The organism is Dysgonomonas sp. 216 (assembly GCF_010501065.1).
Classification (GTDB): Bacteria; Bacteroidota; Bacteroidia; order Bacteroidales; family Dysgonomonadaceae; genus QVMM01.
Genome location: NZ_QVMM01000003.1, coordinates 16,113 through 35,884, shown reverse-complemented (window position 1 = coordinate 35,884; position 19,772 = coordinate 16,113). Strand labels below are relative to the sequence as shown.

The 19,772-nt window shown below is 35.5% G+C and carries 18 protein-coding genes; 6 read left to right on the top strand and 12 right to left on the bottom strand.

Features of this window, described 5'->3' with window-relative positions; translation table 11 throughout:
• The first annotated feature begins 2 nt into the window (after positions 1–2).
• Positions 3–758 (top strand): adenosylcobinamide-GDP ribazoletransferase, encoded by a 756-nt coding sequence (gene cobS / locus D0T53_RS02590; RefSeq protein ID WP_163264781.1) that lies wholly within the window; start codon positions 3–5, stop codon positions 756–758.
• Positions 755–1,285, top strand: a complete 531-nt coding sequence (gene cobC, locus D0T53_RS02585; protein ID WP_163264779.1) for an alpha-ribazole phosphatase — start codon at positions 755–757, stop codon at positions 1,283–1,285. The genes cobS and cobC overlap by 4 nt, the downstream gene beginning before the upstream one ends.
• A 26-nt stretch (positions 1,286–1,311) precedes the next feature.
• Here the strand turns inward: cobC and nhaD are convergent, their stop codons facing one another.
• The 4 genes from nhaD to D0T53_RS02565 form a co-directional block, all read right to left on the bottom strand.
• Positions 1,312–2,655: a sodium:proton antiporter NhaD gene (nhaD, locus tag D0T53_RS02580; RefSeq protein WP_163264777.1), complete on the bottom strand. Its 1,344-nt coding sequence runs from the start codon at positions 2,653–2,655 to the stop codon at positions 1,312–1,314.
• Positions 2,656–2,702: 47 nt separating this feature from the next.
• On the bottom strand, positions 2,703–3,644 hold the full coding sequence (gene coaA, locus D0T53_RS02575) for a type I pantothenate kinase (RefSeq protein ID WP_163264775.1): 942 nt from the start codon (positions 3,642–3,644) through the stop codon (positions 2,703–2,705).
• 392 nt (positions 3,645–4,036) lie between these two features.
• Positions 4,037–4,768: an HAD family phosphatase gene (locus tag D0T53_RS02570; RefSeq protein WP_163264773.1), complete on the bottom strand. Its 732-nt coding sequence runs from the start codon at positions 4,766–4,768 to the stop codon at positions 4,037–4,039.
• A 145-nt stretch (positions 4,769–4,913) separates the two neighbouring features.
• Positions 4,914–5,522: an OmpH family outer membrane protein gene (locus D0T53_RS02565; RefSeq protein ID WP_163264771.1), complete on the bottom strand. Its 609-nt coding sequence runs from the start codon at positions 5,520–5,522 to the stop codon at positions 4,914–4,916.
• Positions 5,523–5,794: 272 nt separating this feature from the next.
• On the opposite strand from D0T53_RS02565, the gene D0T53_RS02560 reads away from it, so the two are divergent.
• Entirely contained in the window at positions 5,795–7,246 is a 1,452-nt protein-coding gene (locus tag D0T53_RS02560) for an aminoacyl-histidine dipeptidase (protein ID WP_163264769.1), read from the top strand.
• Positions 7,247–7,333: 87 nt separating this feature from the next.
• Here D0T53_RS02560 and D0T53_RS02555 read toward each other — a convergent pair whose 3' ends face one another.
• Complete coding sequence (locus D0T53_RS02555) at positions 7,334–7,675, bottom strand: carboxypeptidase-like regulatory domain-containing protein (protein ID WP_163264767.1); 342 nt, start codon at positions 7,673–7,675, stop codon at positions 7,334–7,336.
• Positions 7,676–7,880: 205 nt separating this feature from the next.
• Between D0T53_RS02555 and D0T53_RS02550 the strand changes: the two genes are divergently transcribed.
• The 3 genes from D0T53_RS02550 to D0T53_RS02540 all read left to right on the top strand — a co-directional run bounded on the left by D0T53_RS02550 (position 7,881) and on the right by D0T53_RS02540 (position 9,561).
• Positions 7,881–8,456, top strand: a complete 576-nt coding sequence (locus tag D0T53_RS02550) for an RNA polymerase sigma factor (RefSeq protein WP_163264765.1) — start codon at positions 7,881–7,883, stop codon at positions 8,454–8,456.
• The gene (locus D0T53_RS02545) at positions 8,453–9,100 is read left to right on the top strand and encodes a hypothetical protein (protein WP_163264763.1); all 648 of its coding nucleotides are present in this window, start codon (positions 8,453–8,455) and stop codon (positions 9,098–9,100) included. Before D0T53_RS02550 ends, D0T53_RS02545 begins: the two co-directional genes overlap by 4 nt.
• 155 nt (positions 9,101–9,255) lie before the next feature.
• A complete protein-coding gene (locus tag D0T53_RS02540; protein WP_163264761.1) occupies positions 9,256–9,561 on the top strand; it encodes a hypothetical protein in 306 nt (101 codons plus the stop codon).
• Between the two features lie 124 nt (positions 9,562–9,685).
• Here D0T53_RS02540 and D0T53_RS02535 read toward each other — a convergent pair whose 3' ends face one another.
• The 7 genes from D0T53_RS02535 to D0T53_RS02505 all read right to left on the bottom strand — a co-directional run bounded on the left by D0T53_RS02535 (position 9,686) and on the right by D0T53_RS02505 (position 19,753).
• A complete protein-coding gene (locus D0T53_RS02535; protein WP_163264759.1) occupies positions 9,686–11,431 on the bottom strand; it encodes a sodium:solute symporter in 1,746 nt (581 codons plus the stop codon).
• An 11-nt stretch (positions 11,432–11,442) separates the two neighbouring features.
• The gene (locus D0T53_RS02530; RefSeq protein WP_163264758.1) at positions 11,443–13,110 is read right to left on the bottom strand and encodes a ribulokinase; all 1,668 of its coding nucleotides are present in this window, start codon (positions 13,108–13,110) and stop codon (positions 11,443–11,445) included.
• A gap of 86 nt (positions 13,111–13,196) precedes the next feature.
• The gene (gene araA, locus D0T53_RS02525; RefSeq protein ID WP_163264756.1) at positions 13,197–14,702 is read right to left on the bottom strand and encodes an L-arabinose isomerase; all 1,506 of its coding nucleotides are present in this window, start codon (positions 14,700–14,702) and stop codon (positions 13,197–13,199) included.
• Positions 14,703–14,742: 40 nt separating this feature from the next.
• On the bottom strand, positions 14,743–16,734 hold the full coding sequence (locus tag D0T53_RS02520) for a glycoside hydrolase family 127 protein (protein ID WP_163264754.1): 1,992 nt from the start codon (positions 16,732–16,734) through the stop codon (positions 14,743–14,745).
• An 18-nt stretch (positions 16,735–16,752) separates the two neighbouring features.
• Positions 16,753–17,436 (bottom strand): L-ribulose-5-phosphate 4-epimerase, encoded by a 684-nt coding sequence (araD, locus tag D0T53_RS02515; protein WP_163264752.1) that lies wholly within the window; start codon positions 17,434–17,436, stop codon positions 16,753–16,755.
• Between the two features lie 165 nt (positions 17,437–17,601).
• Complete coding sequence (locus tag D0T53_RS02510; protein WP_163264750.1) at positions 17,602–18,294, bottom strand: NUDIX domain-containing protein; 693 nt, start codon at positions 18,292–18,294, stop codon at positions 17,602–17,604.
• Positions 18,295–18,481: 187 nt separating this feature from the next.
• Positions 18,482–19,753, bottom strand: a complete 1,272-nt coding sequence (locus D0T53_RS02505) for a lipopolysaccharide assembly protein LapB (protein WP_163264748.1) — start codon at positions 19,751–19,753, stop codon at positions 18,482–18,484.
• Positions 19,754–19,772: the final 19 nt, after the last annotated feature.

The window sequence follows — 19,772 nt, the reverse complement described above, 5'->3', positions numbered from 1 at the left end:
ATATGAAAAATATAGCAGCAGCCCTTGTATTTTTTACCCGCCTACCCTTTTGGCGATTGAAAATATTTAATGTGCCAGCCGAATATTATAAGCAAGTAGTTAATTATTGGGTTGTAGCAGGGTGGCTTACAGCTCCCGTTATGGCTGGTGTTTTATTTAGTGCTGCACAAATACTGCCTTATCCTGTAGCTGTTATTATTGCTATATTAAGTCGTATTTTAGTTACCGGAGCATTGCATGAAGACGGGCTCGCTGACTTTTTTGACGGATTCGGAGGTGGAAATAAAAAAGAACGTATCCTCGAAATAATGAAAGACTCCCACATTGGTACTTACGGAGTTATCAGTCTTATCTCTTATTTCGTTTTGTTCTTCTGCATATTATCAAATATGAGTCTCCATCTAGCCTGTATAGCCATCCTCGCAGGCGACCCCTTGTGTAAATTAGTAGCTTCACAAATAATACGATTTTTACCATATGCCAGAACTGAAGAAACCAGCAAAGCAAAAACAATTTACAGTAAACCCTCGCTAGGGACATTGCTATTTTCGGTAATATTAGGCATATTGCCTATTTCTCTTCTTAACAATTGTTATTGGGTTGCAATTGTTTTTCCTTTGACTGTTTTCTTTTTATTGGTATATTTGATGAAAAAGAAAATAGAAGGCTATACCGGCGATTGTTGCGGTGCAACTTTTCTGATGTGCGAAATAGCTTTTTATTTGGGGATTCTAGTAATACAAAACAGTTGCCTATGAAACTTTATCTTGTCAGACACACATCTGTCGATGTTCCTAAATCGGTATGTTATGGACAAACAGATGTTCCGCTAAAAGACAGCTTTGAAAATGAAGCCGAGATAGTCAGGCAAAAAATAAAAGACGAAAAGTTTGATATTGCTTGTACAAGCCCATTAAGTCGATGTACCCGCTTAGCCGCGTATTGTGGTTATGAAGGAGCCAGAATGTTCGATCGTCTGAAAGAATTAAATTTTGGAGACTGGGAAATGCAAGAGTGGGATAATATTAAAGAGGCTGAACATTGGTACAACAACTGGATAGACACTCCAACTAAAAACGGAGAATCGTTCAAGCAAATGTATAATAGATTTTCATCGTTTATGGACGAAATTAAGAAAAAAGAATACAACAAAGTTATCGCATTTACACATGGAGGTATTATTGCTTGTGCAAAAGTTTATTTCGGATTAGTCCCTTTTGAAGAAGCTTTCGATAATCTGGCAAGTTATGGTGAAATTATTGAGTTTGAAGTTTTAGATATATAAATCCACACTCTTTATTATACCTGAAGCTAACAAAAAATCATTTTTTGTAATATAAACACTCCGCATCCGGCAATATAGCCAACAAATGCAAGCCACGATATACGTTTAACATACCAAATAAAATCTATCCTCTCCATACCCATCGCAGCAACTCCGGCAGCCGATCCTATTATAAGTATACTGCCTCCTGTTCCTGCTGTATAAGCCAAAAATTCCCAGAAATAATGATCTACGGGAAAGTTATACATTCCCATTGCACCTGCAACTAGTGGCACATTATCAACTATCGCTGACAAAACCCCTATAACAATGGTTATCAGGTAATACTTGTCTGGTTCCGGCAAGTTTATCGATTCTAACGACATAGACAACATGTTTAGATGCCCATATGTTTGTAACCCCGCAACGGCCATTAATATACCTAGAAAGAATAGTATACTCGAAGTATCAATTTTCTGCAACATTGCAGCAACTGTATTATAGTTTCTTCTTTCTTCGTTTTTCTTATGCATAAAATCGGTCAATACCCAAAGAATCCCAAGCCCTCCTAACATACCCAAATAAGGGGGTAAATGCGTTATTGTTTTAAAAACCGGAACAAATAACAAAGCTCCAACGCCAACAAATAGTACTAACCTGCTTTGCCATTCAGGAATAGGACTTCTATATATTTTATCTTGAATACCGGGTCTCTGTATATTTCCTTTAAGCATAAAGGATAAGATAACAAGAGGAACTATTAACGAAACAAGGCTCGCTAAGAATGTCATTTTTATTATATTGAGACTGCTAACTTTACCTGCTACCCAAAGCATAATTGTTGTTACATCTCCTATCGGAGACCATGCACCGCCAGCATTTGCAGCAACAATAACCATCCCGACAAACAACCATTTATCTCCCCGATCGGCTATTAATTTTCGGATTAAAGTAACCATTACAATAGTTGTTGTCATATTGTCCAATGCTGCCGACATAAAAAAGCTTAGTATACATATAATCCACAGTAAAGTTCTCTTTTTTGTGGTCTGTATACGATCTGTTATTATAGAAAAGCCTCGATGCGAATCTATGAGCTCGACAATAGTCATAGCCCCCATCAGAAAAAATAGTATCTCAGCAGTTTCCCCTAAATGGTTTAATAATGGATGATGTGTAAGCCACGATATGAAAGTACTATCGGGATGACTTGCCAAGTAGTTTTCAAACTCAGTGAAAACAAACATTTCGGAAGGTATGCTCAATGCAACACACACCCACATAGTTGCACCTAGTGCTAAAGCTGTTCCCGACTTATTAATATGAATAACGTGTTCTAATGCTATGCATATATAACCTAAAACAAAAAGAATAGTCATCAATAAAAACATAGCAAAATATATTTTGAACGATTATTTTATTCAAATACGAGTGAGATTTACTTTCTCAATCTTACTTTATCTACCGCATGATTGGCTCCCTTATGTAACACCAAGCTAGCCCTTTCGCGTGTAGGTAAAATATTTTTACGCAAATTTTTACAATTTATTTCGCGCCAAACACTTTTTGCCATTTTCTCGGCATCATCGTCGGGCATATTTGTAAAATGATGAAAATATGACGAAGGATCGGCGAATGCATATTTCCTGAATTTCATGAATCGGGATACATACCATTTTTCCAGCATATTCTCTTCGGCATCTACATAGATCGAAAAATTCAAGTAATCGGAAACAAAGACCCTTGGTTTATTACGCGGGTAGTCCATGCCGCTTTGTAAAACATTCAAACCTTCAAGTATCAGAATATCGGGTTGGTTAATAACCTCATACTCATCGGGAACAATATCATATACCTGATGCGAGTATTTGGGCGCCAGCACTTCTTTTTCGCCCGATTTTAAATCGGTCACAAACTTTATAAGACGTTGTATATCGTACGACTCAGGAAACCCTTTCTTTAGCATAAGCCCTTTCTCTTCGAGATAAGCATTTGGATACAAAAAACCATCTGTTGTTACCAAAGCAACCTTTGTATCTTCTTTCCACCTACTCAATAGAGCTTGCAATACACGCGATGTAGTACTTTTTCCAACCGAGACACTACCGGCAACACCTATAACAAATGGAATTTTTTGATGTTCTTTATTCAAGAATTTCATTAATAGTGTTTGTCTGCCAATAGTAGCACTTGCATAAAAGTACAATAAACGCGATAAGGGCAAATAAATGTCTCTTACTTCTTCAATCGAAAGTTCATCGTTTATACCCTTTAGTTCCTTTATTTCGCTTTCGGTTAAGGTCAGGGGTTCCGAATCACGTAAAGCGGCCCACTCTTCCCTATTAAAATATATATATGGACTTATTGCAGATGTATCCATTATTCTGATTGTAACATTATTAACAATAGTCTTGCAAATTTACTAAAACCTCGCTATCTGAAAGACTTTTTGGCACTATTCTTATGTGCACATGATAAATTTATGCCGTTTTTTCGTTTAGGCTAAGTACACTATGGTCAGATTTATAGTTCCAATAAAACGAAACTTATTTTCTTTTATTTTTTCGTCGAAACCCGAATCGTCAATAAATGTAGAGTTCCATATTTTATAAGAAAAGTTTAAGAAAATCTTACCTTTTATTTTGTTCCGGCTATTATAACCTAACCCCTCAAACCTATTAATTGTGTATCTGAAACGCTAGCGTGAAACGAATAATATATAGACAAAGAAACCATACAAATGAAACTTTTTTCATTGCATGGTTTTTTATATCAGGCTCCTAGTTCTGCAAATATATTATCTAAATTTAAAAATAAAAATTCCATCGACGGCAATACTATATTAGCACCTGCATCCCATAATGCTTCATCGGGAATAGGACCTGTGTTTACTGCAATTGTAAAAACTCCGGCTGCAACAGCCGCCTGAACACCCATAGGTGCATTTTCTACAACAATTGCCTGGTCAGGTTTTAAATCACCACCTTTCTGCAACCCCATCAAATAAGGTTCGGGATCGGGTTTTCCTTTAGTCACATCGTATGCTGTTACCATCTGATCGGCCTTAAAAATTCCCGGAAAGTTTTCCTCAAGATTATCTAATAACGATTTTTGCCCCGATCCGGTTACTAATACCGGCAATAGACCTTTTTCTTTTACTTTATCTAAAACTTTGTCAGCACAAGGAATTATTTCTCCATTATTATACTGAGTAAATAGCTGTGATTTTCGCTTATATATTTCTACTTTTTCTTCTTCCGTAGCAGGACGCCCTAGCTCTCGTCTTATAATCAAATCAATAGTATTGCTACCTACCCTGCCTTCGTGCAGAAAAAATTCTTCGGGAGTTGAAGCCAAATTATTCTCTTCCATGGTTTGTTGCCACGATTTAGCATGAGCTTTCATCGAATCATACAAAACTCCATCCATATCAAATAACACAGCCTTCAAGTCAAGTTTATTATACCCTTTCTCTGCCAAAAACTTCTTTATATACTCTTTCATCTATAATTTTATAAAATTCGATCAAAGATACACAATTTTGAGTTTATTGAGGCCCATCTGCATAAACTTGAAAATCTATTTAGACACAAAAAATCAAAGGCTATCCAAATTTGGGATAGCCTCTGATTTTATATAAATGTTTTTTTTATTTTTTCTCGGATTTATAACGACTATTCAATAAAGATAGAATGTTATTTGTTATATCATATTTTTCGTCAGCCAAAAGTATATTATCTAAACCTGTGTTACTAAAAACTATATGATAATTTGTTGTTTTGTTGTATTCTTTAATACAAATACGAACCGAATCGGCCAACTGTCCATTGTATTTCATTTGCTCCATAGCCAACTCATTATCAAGACGAGAAGCTGTTTGCTCTAAATCTAAAGCCAGTTTTTGTATACGCTCATATTCTTGCTCTGCTCTTTCCTGAGTTAAAAAAGCATTATTCTGATATTTTCTTTGAAACTCCTGCTGTTCCGAATTTACTCTTTTTTGTTTCTGCGTTAACGATGCTTTGGAACTTTCTGACTTACTCATTAAAAGGTCATTAATATCCTTTGCATAATTATACTTTATAAGCAACGAGTCTACGTTTACATAAGCTATAGGCAATGTAACCGTAGTATCATTTTCGAATTTTAAAGACGCCGGATCGGTTTGATTATTTCCTTTAGAACTAAAATGCAAAATAAACAAAATGATTATAGCGACAGCAAGTACGCCATTTACTACATAAGAAATATTTTTCATATTATATTAAGAATAATTTATATTTTCTAACAAGCTACAAAAATGTGTGCTCTAATTATAAGCTCGCATTTTCATATTTATAATGTATACTCAATTTTTGGACGGAGCAAAGATATTCTTTATGTTAAAACAAAAACATACTAGTATATTTAAAAGATGTGAAAAAAATTTGCCTAGCCCCTATATATATGTATTTTTAACTTACTAAAGTACTTTTCAAAATGTTTAGTAAGATAAATAATTATTAATAATAAAAGATAAATTGTGATTATATGACAATAAAAGATCTAAACCCGGCTCTAGTTTGGAATTATTTTTACGAAATATGCCAAATTCCGCATCCTTCGAAAAAAGAAGAAAGAATAACAGCTTACTTAATAGACTTTGCAAAAAAACATGGGTTAAATGCAAAAAAAGATAAGATAGGAAATGTATTAATAACTAAAGAAGCTACTAACACTAATTTGGCAACTGTAATTCTTCAGTCACACGTTGATATGGTTTGCGAAAAAAATACAGGAACAATACATGATTTTGACAAAGACCCTATTGAAACTATAATAGATGGAGAATGGGTTAGAGCTAATGAAACAACCCTTGGTGCAGATAACGGTGTTGGAGTAGCAGCGCAATTAGCAATATTGGCATCTAATGATATTGAGCATGGAAAACTAGAGTGTTTATTTACAATAGACGAAGAGACCGGATTAACCGGAGCTTTTGCTCTTGAGAAAGATTTTCTCACAGGTAATTATCTTATTAATCTGGATACAGAGGAAGAAGGTGAATTCTATATAGGATGTGCCGGAGGAAAAGGTACTGTTGCAACTTTTAGTTATAAGAAAGAAGATATTCCTTCAAACTATTTCTGGTTTAAGATAAAAGTAGGAGGCTTAAATGGTGGTCATTCAGGAAGCGATATACATATCGGTCTTGGTAATGCAAACAAGATATTGAACCGCTATTTATGGACTATTTCGAAAAAATACAAACTGGTTATTGCTGAAATAGATGGGGGTAATTTACATAATGCAATTGCCCGTGAGGCCTATACTATAGCCGGAGTACCTTATGCAGACAAAGAATTTGTTGCTGTTGAATTAAACTACCTGATACCGCAGATTGAAGACGAACTAAAAAAAGTAGATCCAAATGTAAAATTGACTATTGAGTCGACAGAAAAGCCTTCATTTATTATCGATCAAAAAACGTCAGAAAACCTTCTTAACGCTATTTATGCTTGCCCTCATGGTGTATTATCTATGAGCCACGATATCCCCGGTTTGGTTGAAACATCTACCAATCTGGCTTCAATAAAGATGAAGGAAGGTAATACCATTGTTATTAGTACAAGCCAAAGGAGCTCAAGCGAATCGCGTAAAATAGATGCGGCAAATATGGTTAATGCCGTATTTACATTAGCAGGAGCTAAAGTTGTTCATGGCGAGGGTTATCCCGGATGGAAACCTAATGCTGAGTCAAAAATACTTGGTATTGCTATAGAATGCTACAAAAAATTATATAATAAACAACCCGAAGTTAAAGCAATACACGCAGGACTTGAGTGTGGACTATTTCTTGAGAAATATCCTAATTTAGATATGATTTCGTGTGGACCTACAATAAAAGAAGCACATTCTCCGGCTGAAAAGGTAAATATTCCATCGGTTTCAGCATGGTGGGCATTTTTACTAGAGTTTCTTAAAAACATTCCGGTTAAATAGGAATCCAATCCTTTTATAAACAAAATAATAGCTAGTCACTTTTCACATATAAGGACTAGCTATTATTATATATTGCAAGAACAAAAATTAATTTGATTCTTTTTTCTCTATTAGTTTTATGTCTAATTGTATCCCTGTAACTTCAACAACCCTTCTTTTGTAGTACGGGTGCGATACATATAACTTTTGTCCTCTTCGGGCTGGTATTTTAAATTCTCCATACTCGTTGGTCAAAACTTTTACTTTTTCGTCCTGAATTTCAATTGTTGCTCTAGATACAGGCATATCGTTACTTTCGTCAACAACAATTCCTGTTACATTCAGCGTTTTATCATTCTTACTACCAAGTCGTTTGTCTCCCTTATATTGGTACAAGAAAAAAGATATAACAATGAAAACGCCCATTAATAATGCCAATTTTCCTTTCATAATATTACTTCTTTTAAATATTTAAACTCCAGTTTTTACTATGTAGATTCGATATTTTAATCAATTCCATAAAATTAATTATATTTTTTGTACTTTGTTTTCCGATTTCAATGTAGTTTTGCACATTAGTTATATTTTGAGCTTTTTTAAATATGTTATATATAACAAATATCACAACTATAACAAAACAACAGATATTAAAGGTTTGAAATTTTTTAAATCAAATAAAACAGAATTAACTGATGATGAACTACTTGCCCTTTTTAAGAAAAGTGGTAAGTCTGAATATTTTGGGCAACTGTATAATAAATATATTCCCTTAGTATATGGTTTGTGTTTAAAATATCTGCAGGATACAGATAAAGCACAAGATGCGGTTATGGAAATATTTGAAAATTTATTATCCAAGATAGCTAATTACGAAATAAAAGTATTTAAAACATGGTTATATAGTGTTGTTAAAAACCATTGTTATCATCTTCTTAAAGAAAATAAACGTGAAATACCGCTGTATTATGATTCTCAACTTATGGAATCTGATCCTATTTTGACTCTATTAGATGAAAACGAGGAAAGCGAAGAGCGTGAAATTGTGTTGAACAAATGTTTAGAGAAACTTCCTGAACCTCAGAAAATATCGGTAAAAAAATTCTTTTTTGAAGACATGTCGTATGCCGATATAGTTGAGTTTACAGGATATTCTTTAAAATCGGTAAAAAGCTATATACAGAACGGTAAAAGAAACCTGAAAATATGTATTGAAAATAACTTAGGAAAATGAGCTTGTTAGATTATATAAAAGGATTAAGAAAAGGAAAAGAAGCCCGTCGCATAGAAATAGAAGCGATGAGCGATCCTTTTTTGTCTGAAGCCATTGATGGTTATGATTTAATAAAAGGTGATCATTTAACTAATATTGCTCAACTGCAAAAACAAGTAGCAATGCGTAGTTATGGTCAGAAGAAACGATATTTTATTCCTTATGCATCGGCAGCTGCAGTACTGTTGTTGATATCTTATATTACTTTTTTCGAAAATCCGTTTAATAAAACATCAATTGATGATGATAATTTATATGTATATATTCCTCAAACATATTTAGAACAAAAGAAAATGGAACTGGCAGTTTCGCCACAAACTAATTTTGCAGCTGAAATTAAAAACATGGAAATTCTGACTCCTGAAGAAGAATTAGACATTTTTATTCCGGCTGAATATGTTGAGCAGATAAAGAATGAATTATCAGAAAAAGAGAAAGTAGAGCACCAATCTGCAAAGGTTAATACTGTTATTACAAATTTAGATGATCTGTTTACTCCTAATGAGGTTATGGATATCTATTTACCCGCCGATTTTACAGAAAAAAGACGAACAGATGTATCTCCCAGAACAAATATACAAAACGCTGGGAATAATGATCTCTAGTAAAATATTGAGTAACTGAATGTAAGAATGCTGATATTTTCTTAAATTAACGGTATTCTTATATTTTTTTACTATTTTAGTGAAAACATTTAATCGATTTGCTTCGTTCTAAATAAGTAATAGTATGAATGTTTAACCTTTAAAAAAGAAAAGATATGAGTCGTTTTTTATTAGGATTAGCTGTTGGTGCACTAGGTACATTTGCAGCAATAAAATTAGCAGACAAAGAAACTAGGGACGAGATTTACGAAGATTTAGAAAATGCAGCAGAGAAAGCGAAAGCAAAATTAGAGCAAGGCTATAAAACTGTAAAAGGTAAATCTATGCGCGCCGGGGTTGTTGTCAGGCAAGAAGTAAGAAAAAGTAAAAAGAAAGTAAACGAAACTGCTGGAGATATTGCTGGTAAATTAGCAGAAAACCTATCTGAATTTGAAGCTAAAGCAAGGGCTAAAGCTCAATAAGAATATTTACAAAGAATTTTCTTAAAATACTTTGTTGAAAAATACCCGTTATGAAACTCTTAAATGAGTACATAACGGGTATTAAATCTAATAACAATACAATTTTAAAAAGGAATATTATCTATTACCAAAAATACCAATAGAACAAAGCACAAAGAACAACAACACCAAGCGATGCTATAACATCCCACTTGCTCCAGCTATTCTTAATTTGTTTCTTATAATCACTTGTGAAAGTAATAGCTTCTATTTGTTGAGCTGTTGGTTTTGGTGTAAAGAATGATACTACAACCATCAATAACATGATGAAGACAAGTAGCCATATCTCGAAGATAAGCCAGTTAGTTTGCCAGAACCATGATGTATACTCCCAATACCAGCCTGTCATAACATCTTTACCTGTATTTGTAAAGATATTAGTTAACAAACGTACCATACCAAGAATAAAGCCCACTATCATTCCAACTTCTCCTGCCTTAGGCGTAATCTTTTTAGAGAATATACCAAGCGCAAATACTGCAACCATTGCAGGTGCAAGAAGCGATTGAATACCTTGCAGATAATCGTATAAACTACCAAGGCTCATCATCACAGGTATCCAGATAATACCAAGTACAACAACAACAACAGTTGCAATACGACCTACTAACACATAGTTAGCTTCACTTTTGTTTTTGAACTTAGGCTTGTAGAAGTCTTCTGTAAACAATGTAGCACAAGAATTAAAGAATGCCGCTAAAGAAGCAACCAATGCCGATATAAATCCGATGGTAACAATACCTTTCACGCCCGCAGGCAATACAAATTTCACCATCGACCCAAAGGCAGTATCTGGATCATCTAATGTAAAACCACTATCGGGACGTGCAGCCAATGCTGCAGCTACCATACCCGGTATAAGGAACATAAATACAGGAAGTAATTTAAAATAACCGGCAGCAATAGTACCTCTGCGAGCGCGTTTCATTACCACTTCATTTGATTCTCCTTTACGTTGTCCAAGCACACGTTGAACAATGTGCTGGTCGGTACACCAATACCAGAAACCGATGATTGATGCTCCGATAAATACCCAAAAGCCAGGATAATCGTCGTATAATGGGTCACCGGTATTAAAATGGAACATATGGTTTGTTCCATATGCAACACCATCTTCTCCTACATTCAGCGTTTTAGAATATTCCATCATTGCAGTCCAACCTTCAGCAATACTGCCGCCTCCAAGTGCCGACAATCCTAAGAAAAGCACAAGGAATGAACCAATGATTAATATAGGTGTTTGGATAGCCGACAGTGTCATCACACCTTTCATTCCTCCAAGAACGGTAAAGACACCAGTTAAAACTATCAGACCTATTGCACCGTACCAGAATGGCAAACCAAGAAGACTCTGCATAAAGATACCTCCGGTAAACGCCGTAACGCTCACTTTTGTCAGTACATATGCTATAAGAGTGATAATTGACAGCCACGAACCTGTAGCTGGTGTGTAACGTGTTTTTAGAAAGTCGGGCATTGTAATGATCTTTCCCATCTTATTGTTCATAAGCTGGTAGAAAGGAACAAATAACCATCCTAGAATAAGTATCATCCAACCTTGCATTTCCCAGTGTGCCATACCCACACCTGCTTTTGCTCCTGTTCCGGCAAGACCTACAAGGTGTTCCGAACCAATATTTGCAGCAAAGATAGCCGCACCGATAATATACCATGGTTCACCTTTACCAAACAGGTAATCTTCACTGCTGGCTCCTTGTTGTAAACGTTTGTCTTTTTGTACCGAACGCCAAACAGCCCATGTCACAGCTAATATCCCGACTGCAATAATCACCCAGTCGAGCCAAATAAATTCATGTGAATTCCAATTCATTTTTTATAGATTTAAGAAAATAATTTGTTTTCAGTAAACTTTCCAAGCGTCACATATCTATCATATAAAGCCATATATGTTTTATGATTTTCTTTGTTTGGTGTGTATTCGAAGGCAAAGCCTTGTCCCATCACTTTTTGGGCTGCTTCAACATTTGGATATACGCCAGCTGCAACAGCTGCAAACATAGCTGCACCAAAGGCACACGCTTGTTCCGATTTAGCTACTTTTATAGGCATACCCAATACATCGGCTAAGGTTTGCATTACAAACGGCGATTTTAACGAAATTCCGCCTATACCTATCACAGTATCTATTTCGATACCATTTTCTATGAAACGATCAACAATAGCTTTCGAACCAAATGCTGTAGCTTCGACTAATGCTTTGAATATAAGAGGAGCTGAACTACCCAAATTTAATCCGGTAATTGTTCCTTTCACTAGCTGGTTTGCATCAGGCGTACGACGACCATTCATCCAGTCAATAGCCAAAACAGAACTTTCGGAGACTGGTATTTCCATCGCTTCTTTCGAAAGAACAGGTATAATTTTATCAAGAGTTTCCTCTATCAATTTTTCTTTGGTTTCGCTATCAAGTAGTAACGATTCGCCAATAATATTTTGAATTGGCCAAGCTAGAACCGATTTAAACCAAGCATAAATATCTCCGAATCCGGATTGTCCGGCTTCCAAACCTACCATTCCGGGAATAACAGAACCGTCTACTTGTCCACAGATACCCGGTATAAGTTTATGCTCCATTTCTTTGTAAGGAACAACCATGATATCACAAGTCGATGTGCCGATTACACGAACAAATGCTTTCGGAACAATTTCGGCACCAACAGCACCCATATGGCAATCGAACGCTCCTACCCCTACAGCTACATTGGTTGTTAAACCTAAACGTTTAGCCCATTCAGGTGTAAGATTACCTACTTTCACATCGCTGGTGTAAGTTTCTTCAAATAATCTTGCTCTGAATCCTTTTAAAAGAGGATCTATTGCTTCCAAGAATTCTTCGGATGGCAATCCACCCCATTCTTTCAACCACATAGCTTTATGCCCGGCTGCACAACGGCTACGCACAATTTCCTCAGGTTTTGTTACTCCTGTAATAAGAGCCGGCATCCAATCGCAATGTTCTACCCAACTGTATGCATCTTTACGGATAGATTCGTCTTCTTTCAACACATGTGCCATTTTGGCCCAAACCCACTCGCTGGAATAAATACCTCCTTCGTAAGCAGTATAATCAACATCCCATGTCGAAGCTAGTTTATTAATACGTGCAGCCTCTTCAATAGCAGTGTGGTCTTTCCACAAAACGAACATAGCATTTGGGTTTTCGGCAAACTCAGGCATTAAAGCCAATGGTAATCCGTCTTTATTGATTAGAACAGGAGTACTACCTGTTGTATCAAAAGACATACCTATAACATTTTCAGCAACACCTTGAGGTGATTTACTTAAGGCCTCCTTTACCGATTCTTCAAGAGCTTCTACATAATCGAGGGGATGTTGACGGTATTGATTTTTTAATGGAATACAATACTTGCCATTCATCCAACGCTTGTAGTACTTTACTGAAGAAGCAATTTCTTTTCCAGTTTCTACTTCTATTATCACGGCCCTACATGAGTCTGAACCGTAATCCAATCCAATAGTATATTTCATTGGTATTTACTTTCCGTTAATTTAAACACAAATATTGGGAATATGATTTATCTGCTCATATTCCCGATATTCCTGTTTGAGATTATTTATCTTAAAGCTTTATTTAACATATAGTACACTTCGTTGTTACGTAAGTCTTGACGGAATTGACGAATTGTTGTGTCTTTGTCGATAATCAACATTTCGATATCCGCAATTTCGGCATAATCTTCCAGCATTTCTGTTGTAACTGAATAAGAGAAACTTGAGTGATGAGTTCCTCCGGCAAGAATCCATGCTCCTGCTCCGATTTCGAAGTTTGGCATAGGTTTCCATAATGCACATGCTACAGGAAGCTTTGGAAGTGGTTTAGGCTCTCTTACTTCAACTTCATTCACAATCATACGGAAACGGTTACCCATATCTACAATTGTTGCAGCAACACCTTCGCCCTTATGTGCTTGGAATACAAGACGAGCGCATGTGCTTGCATCACCAATTCCTAAAAAGTGTACTTCGATACGAGGTTTTGATCCTGTTATGTCAGGATTAATTTCTAACATATGCGATTGAAGAATAGTGCTGTTTTCTCCGTCAAAGTTCAATGTATAATCTTCAAGGAACGATTGTCCTCCAGGTAAACCTTGTCCCATAACCCACATTGTACGAACAAGAGCAGCTGATTTCCAGTCTCCTTCAGCTCCAAAACCGTAACCTTCAGCCATCAAACGTTGAGAAGCAAATCCCATCAATTGTTTCATGCCTTCCAATTCGTTAAAGCTGGTAGTAAAACCTTTAGCTCCCTTATCTTGAAGGAAACGACGAAGCCCTATCTCCTGAGCTGCGGCGTCGCGAACAAACTGATGCTTTTCGGCACCTTTTTTACAATCGTCTGCAAAATCATATATTTTTTCATATTCGGCAACCAAAGCATCAATTTCAGCATCTGTTACAGCATTAACATAAGGTACCAATGTTGCAATAGGAGCATTATCGACATGATATCCTAAACGGATTTCAGCTTCTACCTTATCTCCATCTGTTACAGCAACATTATTCATATTATCGCCAAAACGAATAATAAGCATATCTTGTGAATCTGCCCATCCTGCACAAACACGCATCCAAGATGCTATTTTACCTTGAGTATCTTCATCTTTCCAATAACCAACTACAACTTTGCGAGGCTTACGCAAACGGCTTGTTATATGTCCGAATTCACGGTCGCCATGAGCTGATTGATTCAGGTTCATGAAATCCATATCGATTTCGCTCCATGGAATTTCTTTATTATATTGAGTATGAAAGTGAAGTAATGGCTTTTTATAATCCATTAAACCATGTATCCACATTTTTGCAGGCGAAAATGTATGCATCCAAGTAATCATTCCCACACATTTTGTATCGCCATTAGCTTCGCGCATAATTGCCGATATCTCAGCCGATGAATTAGCTGTACCTTTATAAACAACTTTAATAGGAAGCTTTCCTGAGTCGTTCAAGCCTTTAACCATTTCATTCGAATGTGAATCTACTGCAACAACGGCATCGCCACCGTATAATAGTTGTGCTCCTGTTACGAACCAAACTTCTAAATCTTTGAAATATTCCATAACTATTTATATTTAATGAGTTTAATTAAATTATTATTTATTAATCATTTATTCGTACTGCAGAGACATCTTGTGGTAACCAAACCATCATTTTTCCTATGCCTCGGTGATTCCATGCATAATAAGGAATCATTGATAATTTTTCTTTTTTTATCTGTAAACCTCCTTGCGAATCATAGTCTAACACCTGAACTTCAGTTTGAATCTTGTTTATGCCAGATAAATCTGAAGATTTCTCAACTGTAAATACCGACTGCTCATTAAGCAATGCACTAAAAATATTAAAATCATTGTCAGCCCATTCTGCACAATATACTATAGGGCCACGCTCTACAGCAACTTTTCCACGATTTTCCACAATCTTTTCATTTGGTTTAACCAAACGTGACTTCATTTCGAATTCTATTTCAACAATATCGCCCTTTTTCCACGTACGCGAAATGCAACAATATCCTTTATATAAAGTGCTTTCAACAGGTATTCCATTTACTTTTATAACATACGGCAAATCTTTATTTTTTGCATATGTGTATAAATCACTTGGCAATACCCTACCTTGTACCCATCCGGGAATCCGTATATTTAATGAAAATAGCTGTTTGCTTTTGGGCGAAACTTCTAGTTTTATATTTCCTTCCCATGGATATGAGGTCGTTTGGGAAAGTTTAACTTTTTTACCTCCGACTTCTATTTCAGATGTATTACTCATAAAAAGATTTACATATAAATCTTTATCATGAACTGCATATACATAGCCGGGGATAGACGGAATAAATCGACTAAGGTTTGAAGGGCAACATGCACAACCAAACCAAGCCTGACGAGAACATGAACCTTGATTGAATTTATATTTCCCATCTGATTCTAACGGATTGGGATAGAAGAAAGTCCCTCCGTCTATTGATACACCTGAGATTACAGCATTATATAAAGTTCTTTCAAGAACATCATAATATTTAGAATCGCCATGCAAAAGGAACATTCTGTGATTCCAATATACATTCGAAATTGCAGCACAAGTTTCATTATATGCCGTCAAATTGGGCAACTCATAGTTATTCCCGAAGGCTTCGCCCTGATGACGTGCACCAATTCCTCCTGTTATATAAAGCTTTTTATCTACCACATTCTCCCATATACGACCAATAGTATTAATATAAGCCGTATCGCCGGTTAATGCTGCTACATCAGCAATACCCGAATACATATAACCTGCCCGAACAGCATGTCCTACAGCTTCGTCTTGTTCTAGTATTGGTTTATGTGCCTGCGAATATGTATCTTTACGTGAGGTATAACCTCGTTTATCCAGAAAATATTTAGCTAAATCCAGATATTTCTTATTACCTGTAACCAAATACAATTTTGCTAAAGCCATTTCTGCAATTTGATGTCCGGGTACACGTTCTACTTGTTCTGGCTTGGATCCAATTGAACGCTCTACACAATCTGCATATTTAATTGCAATATCGAGAAAATTTCGTTTTCCTGTTGCCTGATAATAAGCTACTGCCCCCTCTATCAGATGTCCCAGATTGTAGAATTCATGACTTAGGTCTTCAACTTTTTCCCAGCGAGTTTTTCCTGCCCATTCATGCGGATGTTCAGGATTCATTGTTCTCGATGTATAAAGATAACCATCAGATTCCTGAGCTGCAGCAACAATTGTCAATACACTATCGATATATTTTTCGAGATTTTTATCAGGATAGGTTTGCAATAAGAAACTTGCACCTTCAATAGTTTTATAAACATCCGTATCATCAAAAGACAAGCCTCCTACTTTATAATGGGCACTAGGGTTTGCCGCATTCTGAAAATTAAGATAACGACCTGTTTCTTCGCACTTACTGAAAGCCAAAGGAATTGTTACTTCACGACTAGCCTGTAAGCGTTTACCCCAAAAATCGTCAGTCACTTTTACCGATGTAAATGGTACTGGTGTAATAGGGTATCCACTGTTGTTCCCTGTACGGGCATAACAATTGATAATAAACAAAATTGTCAATACAGTAATCGCGAATTTTTTCATATTGCCCACCTTTTATAGTTATTGTCCGTAATAAGCATCCGGACCATGTTTCCTAAAAAAGTGTTTCTTTATAAGTTCTTCATTCATCTTTAACTGTGGGTTAATATTGAATGAAATAAAAGCCATTTTAGCTACTTGCTCCAACACTACTGCATTATGTACAGCATTATGAGCATCTTTTCCCCACGAAAAAGGTCCGTGATTATTAACTAATACCCCCGGCGTAAATGAAGCATCCATATCCTTAAAACGCTCAACAATAACGTTTCCAGTTTCAAGTTCGTATTTACCTTCTATTTCATTTTTTGTCATCTGACGTGTGCAAGGAACTGCATCTTTAAAATAATCGGCATGAGTGGTGCCAATATTAGGAATATCGCATCCGGCCTGCGCCCATGATGTTGCATAAGTAGAGTGCGTATGCACAACACCTCCTATTTCGGGAAACGCTTTATATAATACAAGATGTGTAGCTGTGTCAGACGAAGGTTTTAAGCGCCCTTCTACTACGTTGCCATCCAAGTCAACGACAACCATATCTTCGGCTTTCATTTCGTCATACGACACTCCTGATGGTTTTATTACGACTAAATTTGAACTGCGGTCTATAGCACTAACATTGCCCCATGTAAATATAACCAACCCGTGGCTAACCAAATCAAGATTAGCTTCGAACACTTCTTTCTTTAATGATTCTAACATATTACTTATTGATTGCATTGTAATAAGTGTACACTTCTACACTTATTTTTATATGCAATATTACAAATAAGTGCAGGATTGTATACCTACACCTAATATGTTTTATAACATAAAAAACAAAATATTCGACTTTGTTTTTATAATTTGGATTTTATTATATCTCTGTCAGAGCGAAATATAATATCCTCGTTCCATAAGTTGATTGTATTTATCTTTGTTAAAACGATAGTAGTATGCTCCTTTCTTTGAGCTCGATTTGTCTTTTTCGTCCAACTTTTCAAGAATATCCATTTCGGCAATCTTTTTACGCAGATTTCGCTTATCAAGAGTTTTTTGATAAATAGCTTCGTATAAAGAATGTAATTGTGGTAATGTAAATTTTTCGGGTAATAAATTAAGACCTATAGGTTGCGATATGGCTTGTTTCCTTAGCATTGTTATAGTGTCATCTAATATTTTCTTATGGTCAAAAATCAAATCTCCAACCTCTTCCAGCTCAACCCACCTTGTATTATGTATTTTGCTTAATTCTTCGTCGTATGACTCTATGTTTATTAATGCATAATATGCAATAGAAATAACGCGCTCTCCTATATCTCGGCCTATATCGCCATAAGCACCAATTTGCTCCATAAACATATCAGTAATTCCTGTATATTCATAAACAGTTCGTGATACAGCATCAGTCAAATTCTCGTTCGAACGGATAAATCCCCCCATCAAAGATTCTTGTCCTTTTAACGGCTCAAATTTACGTTTAATGAGTAATAAATATAATTTATCGTTTTTAAATCCCAGAATAATGCAGTCTACCGAAACATGCAATTTTTCCTGATCTTTATAAAAACCTGGTGTCATTCTATAAATCTTATTATGGATTACCTTATAAGGGCAATTCTAATTATATATTTTCGAAACAAAGGGACGAAATTAATACTTTTATTCGCAAGATTAAAACATTCAGTCAATAATTCACTTATATAGATAAATAGCAAAGGGATTCTTCGCGATGAAAAACCCCTTTATTTATTTGAAACGAAATGTATTACATTGCTTCGTACTCTTTTTCTGCTGCTTCGTATTCAGCATTCATATTCAGATTATAATATACATTTCTAAGTTTATAAACTGTTTGCTTAATATCTGAAGAATTGGCATCACGCCCTTTCAGAACTTCTTTGAATTTCAATAACAAAGGTAAAGCTTTCTTATAAAATTCAGCAGCTTCTGCATCTAAGTCACTCTGTTCTTTTCTTGTTTTAGCTTTAGATGCTACTTCTTTTATATCCTGTGCTTTAAGAATGTATGAAATAGCTAAACCTTCCAAGGCTCTTTCACAGCCATCATCAGCTTTCAATGCATCTTCATATGTTTTAAAAGCTTCATCATATTTAGCCTGATCGGTATATATGTTAGCCTTTACACTAAAAAACTGACAAGCATTATTCGGATCATTCTTTATTGCTTGATCAAGATAGCTTAAAGCTTTATCTGACTCCTTGTTGCGAATCATTATATTCACAAGGTTTGTCATAAAATAGTTGCTCTTTGGATATTTTTCAGCTCCATCTTCCAATACCTTGATGAATTTAGCCGAATCTCCTTCTACTAAATATTGATTAGCCATCAGTTCGTATACATTTTGTTTTGTATAGGTTCCGTTATTCTCAAAAAATGGCTCAGCAAGTATTCTTTTCAAATAACCGATAGCTCTGTCTGATTGACCTGCTTCTTTAGCACATAAAAATGCATAATACTTCACAATCTGATAAGTAGTATCATTTTCTGTTTTTAATTTTTCTTCAGGTAAGAGCTCGTCAAATAATGAAAGATTCGGAATATCCCAGAATTTTTCGAAATAATTTACAGCTATTTCCGGTTTCTTCAGGTTGTTAAAATACACCCCACCATTTATAAAATAAAGATAATTAGCCTTCATTATAGCAGCAATATCTTTACGATATTTATTCTTAACCTTACCTTTTTTATCAGGAAGCTGACCTAACGAATCGGTAGTCACATATGGCTGATAGGTATTATATAAACTAACATACATAGTTTCTTCATTAAAAGACTGCCTCAGAGCTTGCTTAGCACGCTCTCCGTCAAATATTTTATTTTCAATATCACCCGCAAGCTTCCACGTTTCGGGATTATCCTTTGTTTCAATGTCAGCCAATGCTGGTTTTATAAAATCACGAGCATCTGTTAATTTATCTGATTCAAATGCTTTTTTAGCCTCCTTAACAGCTTTTTTTTGTGCAAATGATACGCCTACCAGCATACACAATATTGCAGTCGATAATATCCGTTTCATAATCTAGTCCAATTAAGGG

Coding starts and splice junctions, on each gene's coding strand:
- cobS (WP_163264781.1), top strand. CDS start 3: ATGAAAAATATAGCAGCAGCCCTTGTATTTTTTACCCGCCTACCCTTT.
- cobC (WP_163264779.1), top strand. CDS start 755: ATGAAACTTTATCTTGTCAGACACACATCTGTCGATGTTCCTAAATCG.
- nhaD (WP_163264777.1), bottom strand. CDS start 2,655: ATGTTTTTATTGATGACTATTCTTTTTGTTTTAGGTTATATATGCATA.
- coaA (WP_163264775.1), bottom strand. CDS start 3,644: ATGGATACATCTGCAATAAGTCCATATATATATTTTAATAGGGAAGAG.
- D0T53_RS02570 (WP_163264773.1), bottom strand. CDS start 4,768: ATGAAAGAGTATATAAAGAAGTTTTTGGCAGAGAAAGGGTATAATAAA.
- D0T53_RS02565 (WP_163264771.1), bottom strand. CDS start 5,522: ATGAAAAATATTTCTTATGTAGTAAATGGCGTACTTGCTGTCGCTATA.
- D0T53_RS02560 (WP_163264769.1), top strand. CDS start 5,795: ATGACAATAAAAGATCTAAACCCGGCTCTAGTTTGGAATTATTTTTAC.
- D0T53_RS02555 (WP_163264767.1), bottom strand. CDS start 7,675: ATGAAAGGAAAATTGGCATTATTAATGGGCGTTTTCATTGTTATATCT.
- D0T53_RS02545 (WP_163264763.1), top strand. CDS start 8,453: ATGAGCTTGTTAGATTATATAAAAGGATTAAGAAAAGGAAAAGAAGCC.
- D0T53_RS02540 (WP_163264761.1), top strand. CDS start 9,256: ATGAGTCGTTTTTTATTAGGATTAGCTGTTGGTGCACTAGGTACATTT.
- D0T53_RS02535 (WP_163264759.1), bottom strand. CDS start 11,431: ATGAATTGGAATTCACATGAATTTATTTGGCTCGACTGGGTGATTATT.
- D0T53_RS02530 (WP_163264758.1), bottom strand. CDS start 13,110: ATGAAATATACTATTGGATTGGATTACGGTTCAGACTCATGTAGGGCC.
- araA (WP_163264756.1), bottom strand. CDS start 14,702: ATGGAATATTTCAAAGATTTAGAAGTTTGGTTCGTAACAGGAGCACAA.
- D0T53_RS02520 (WP_163264754.1), bottom strand. CDS start 16,734: ATGAAAAAATTCGCGATTACTGTATTGACAATTTTGTTTATTATCAAT.
- araD (WP_163264752.1), bottom strand. CDS start 17,436: ATGTTAGAATCATTAAAGAAAGAAGTGTTCGAAGCTAATCTTGATTTG.
- D0T53_RS02510 (WP_163264750.1), bottom strand. CDS start 18,294: ATGACACCAGGTTTTTATAAAGATCAGGAAAAATTGCATGTTTCGGTA.
- D0T53_RS02505 (WP_163264748.1), bottom strand. CDS start 19,753: ATGAAACGGATATTATCGACTGCAATATTGTGTATGCTGGTAGGCGTA.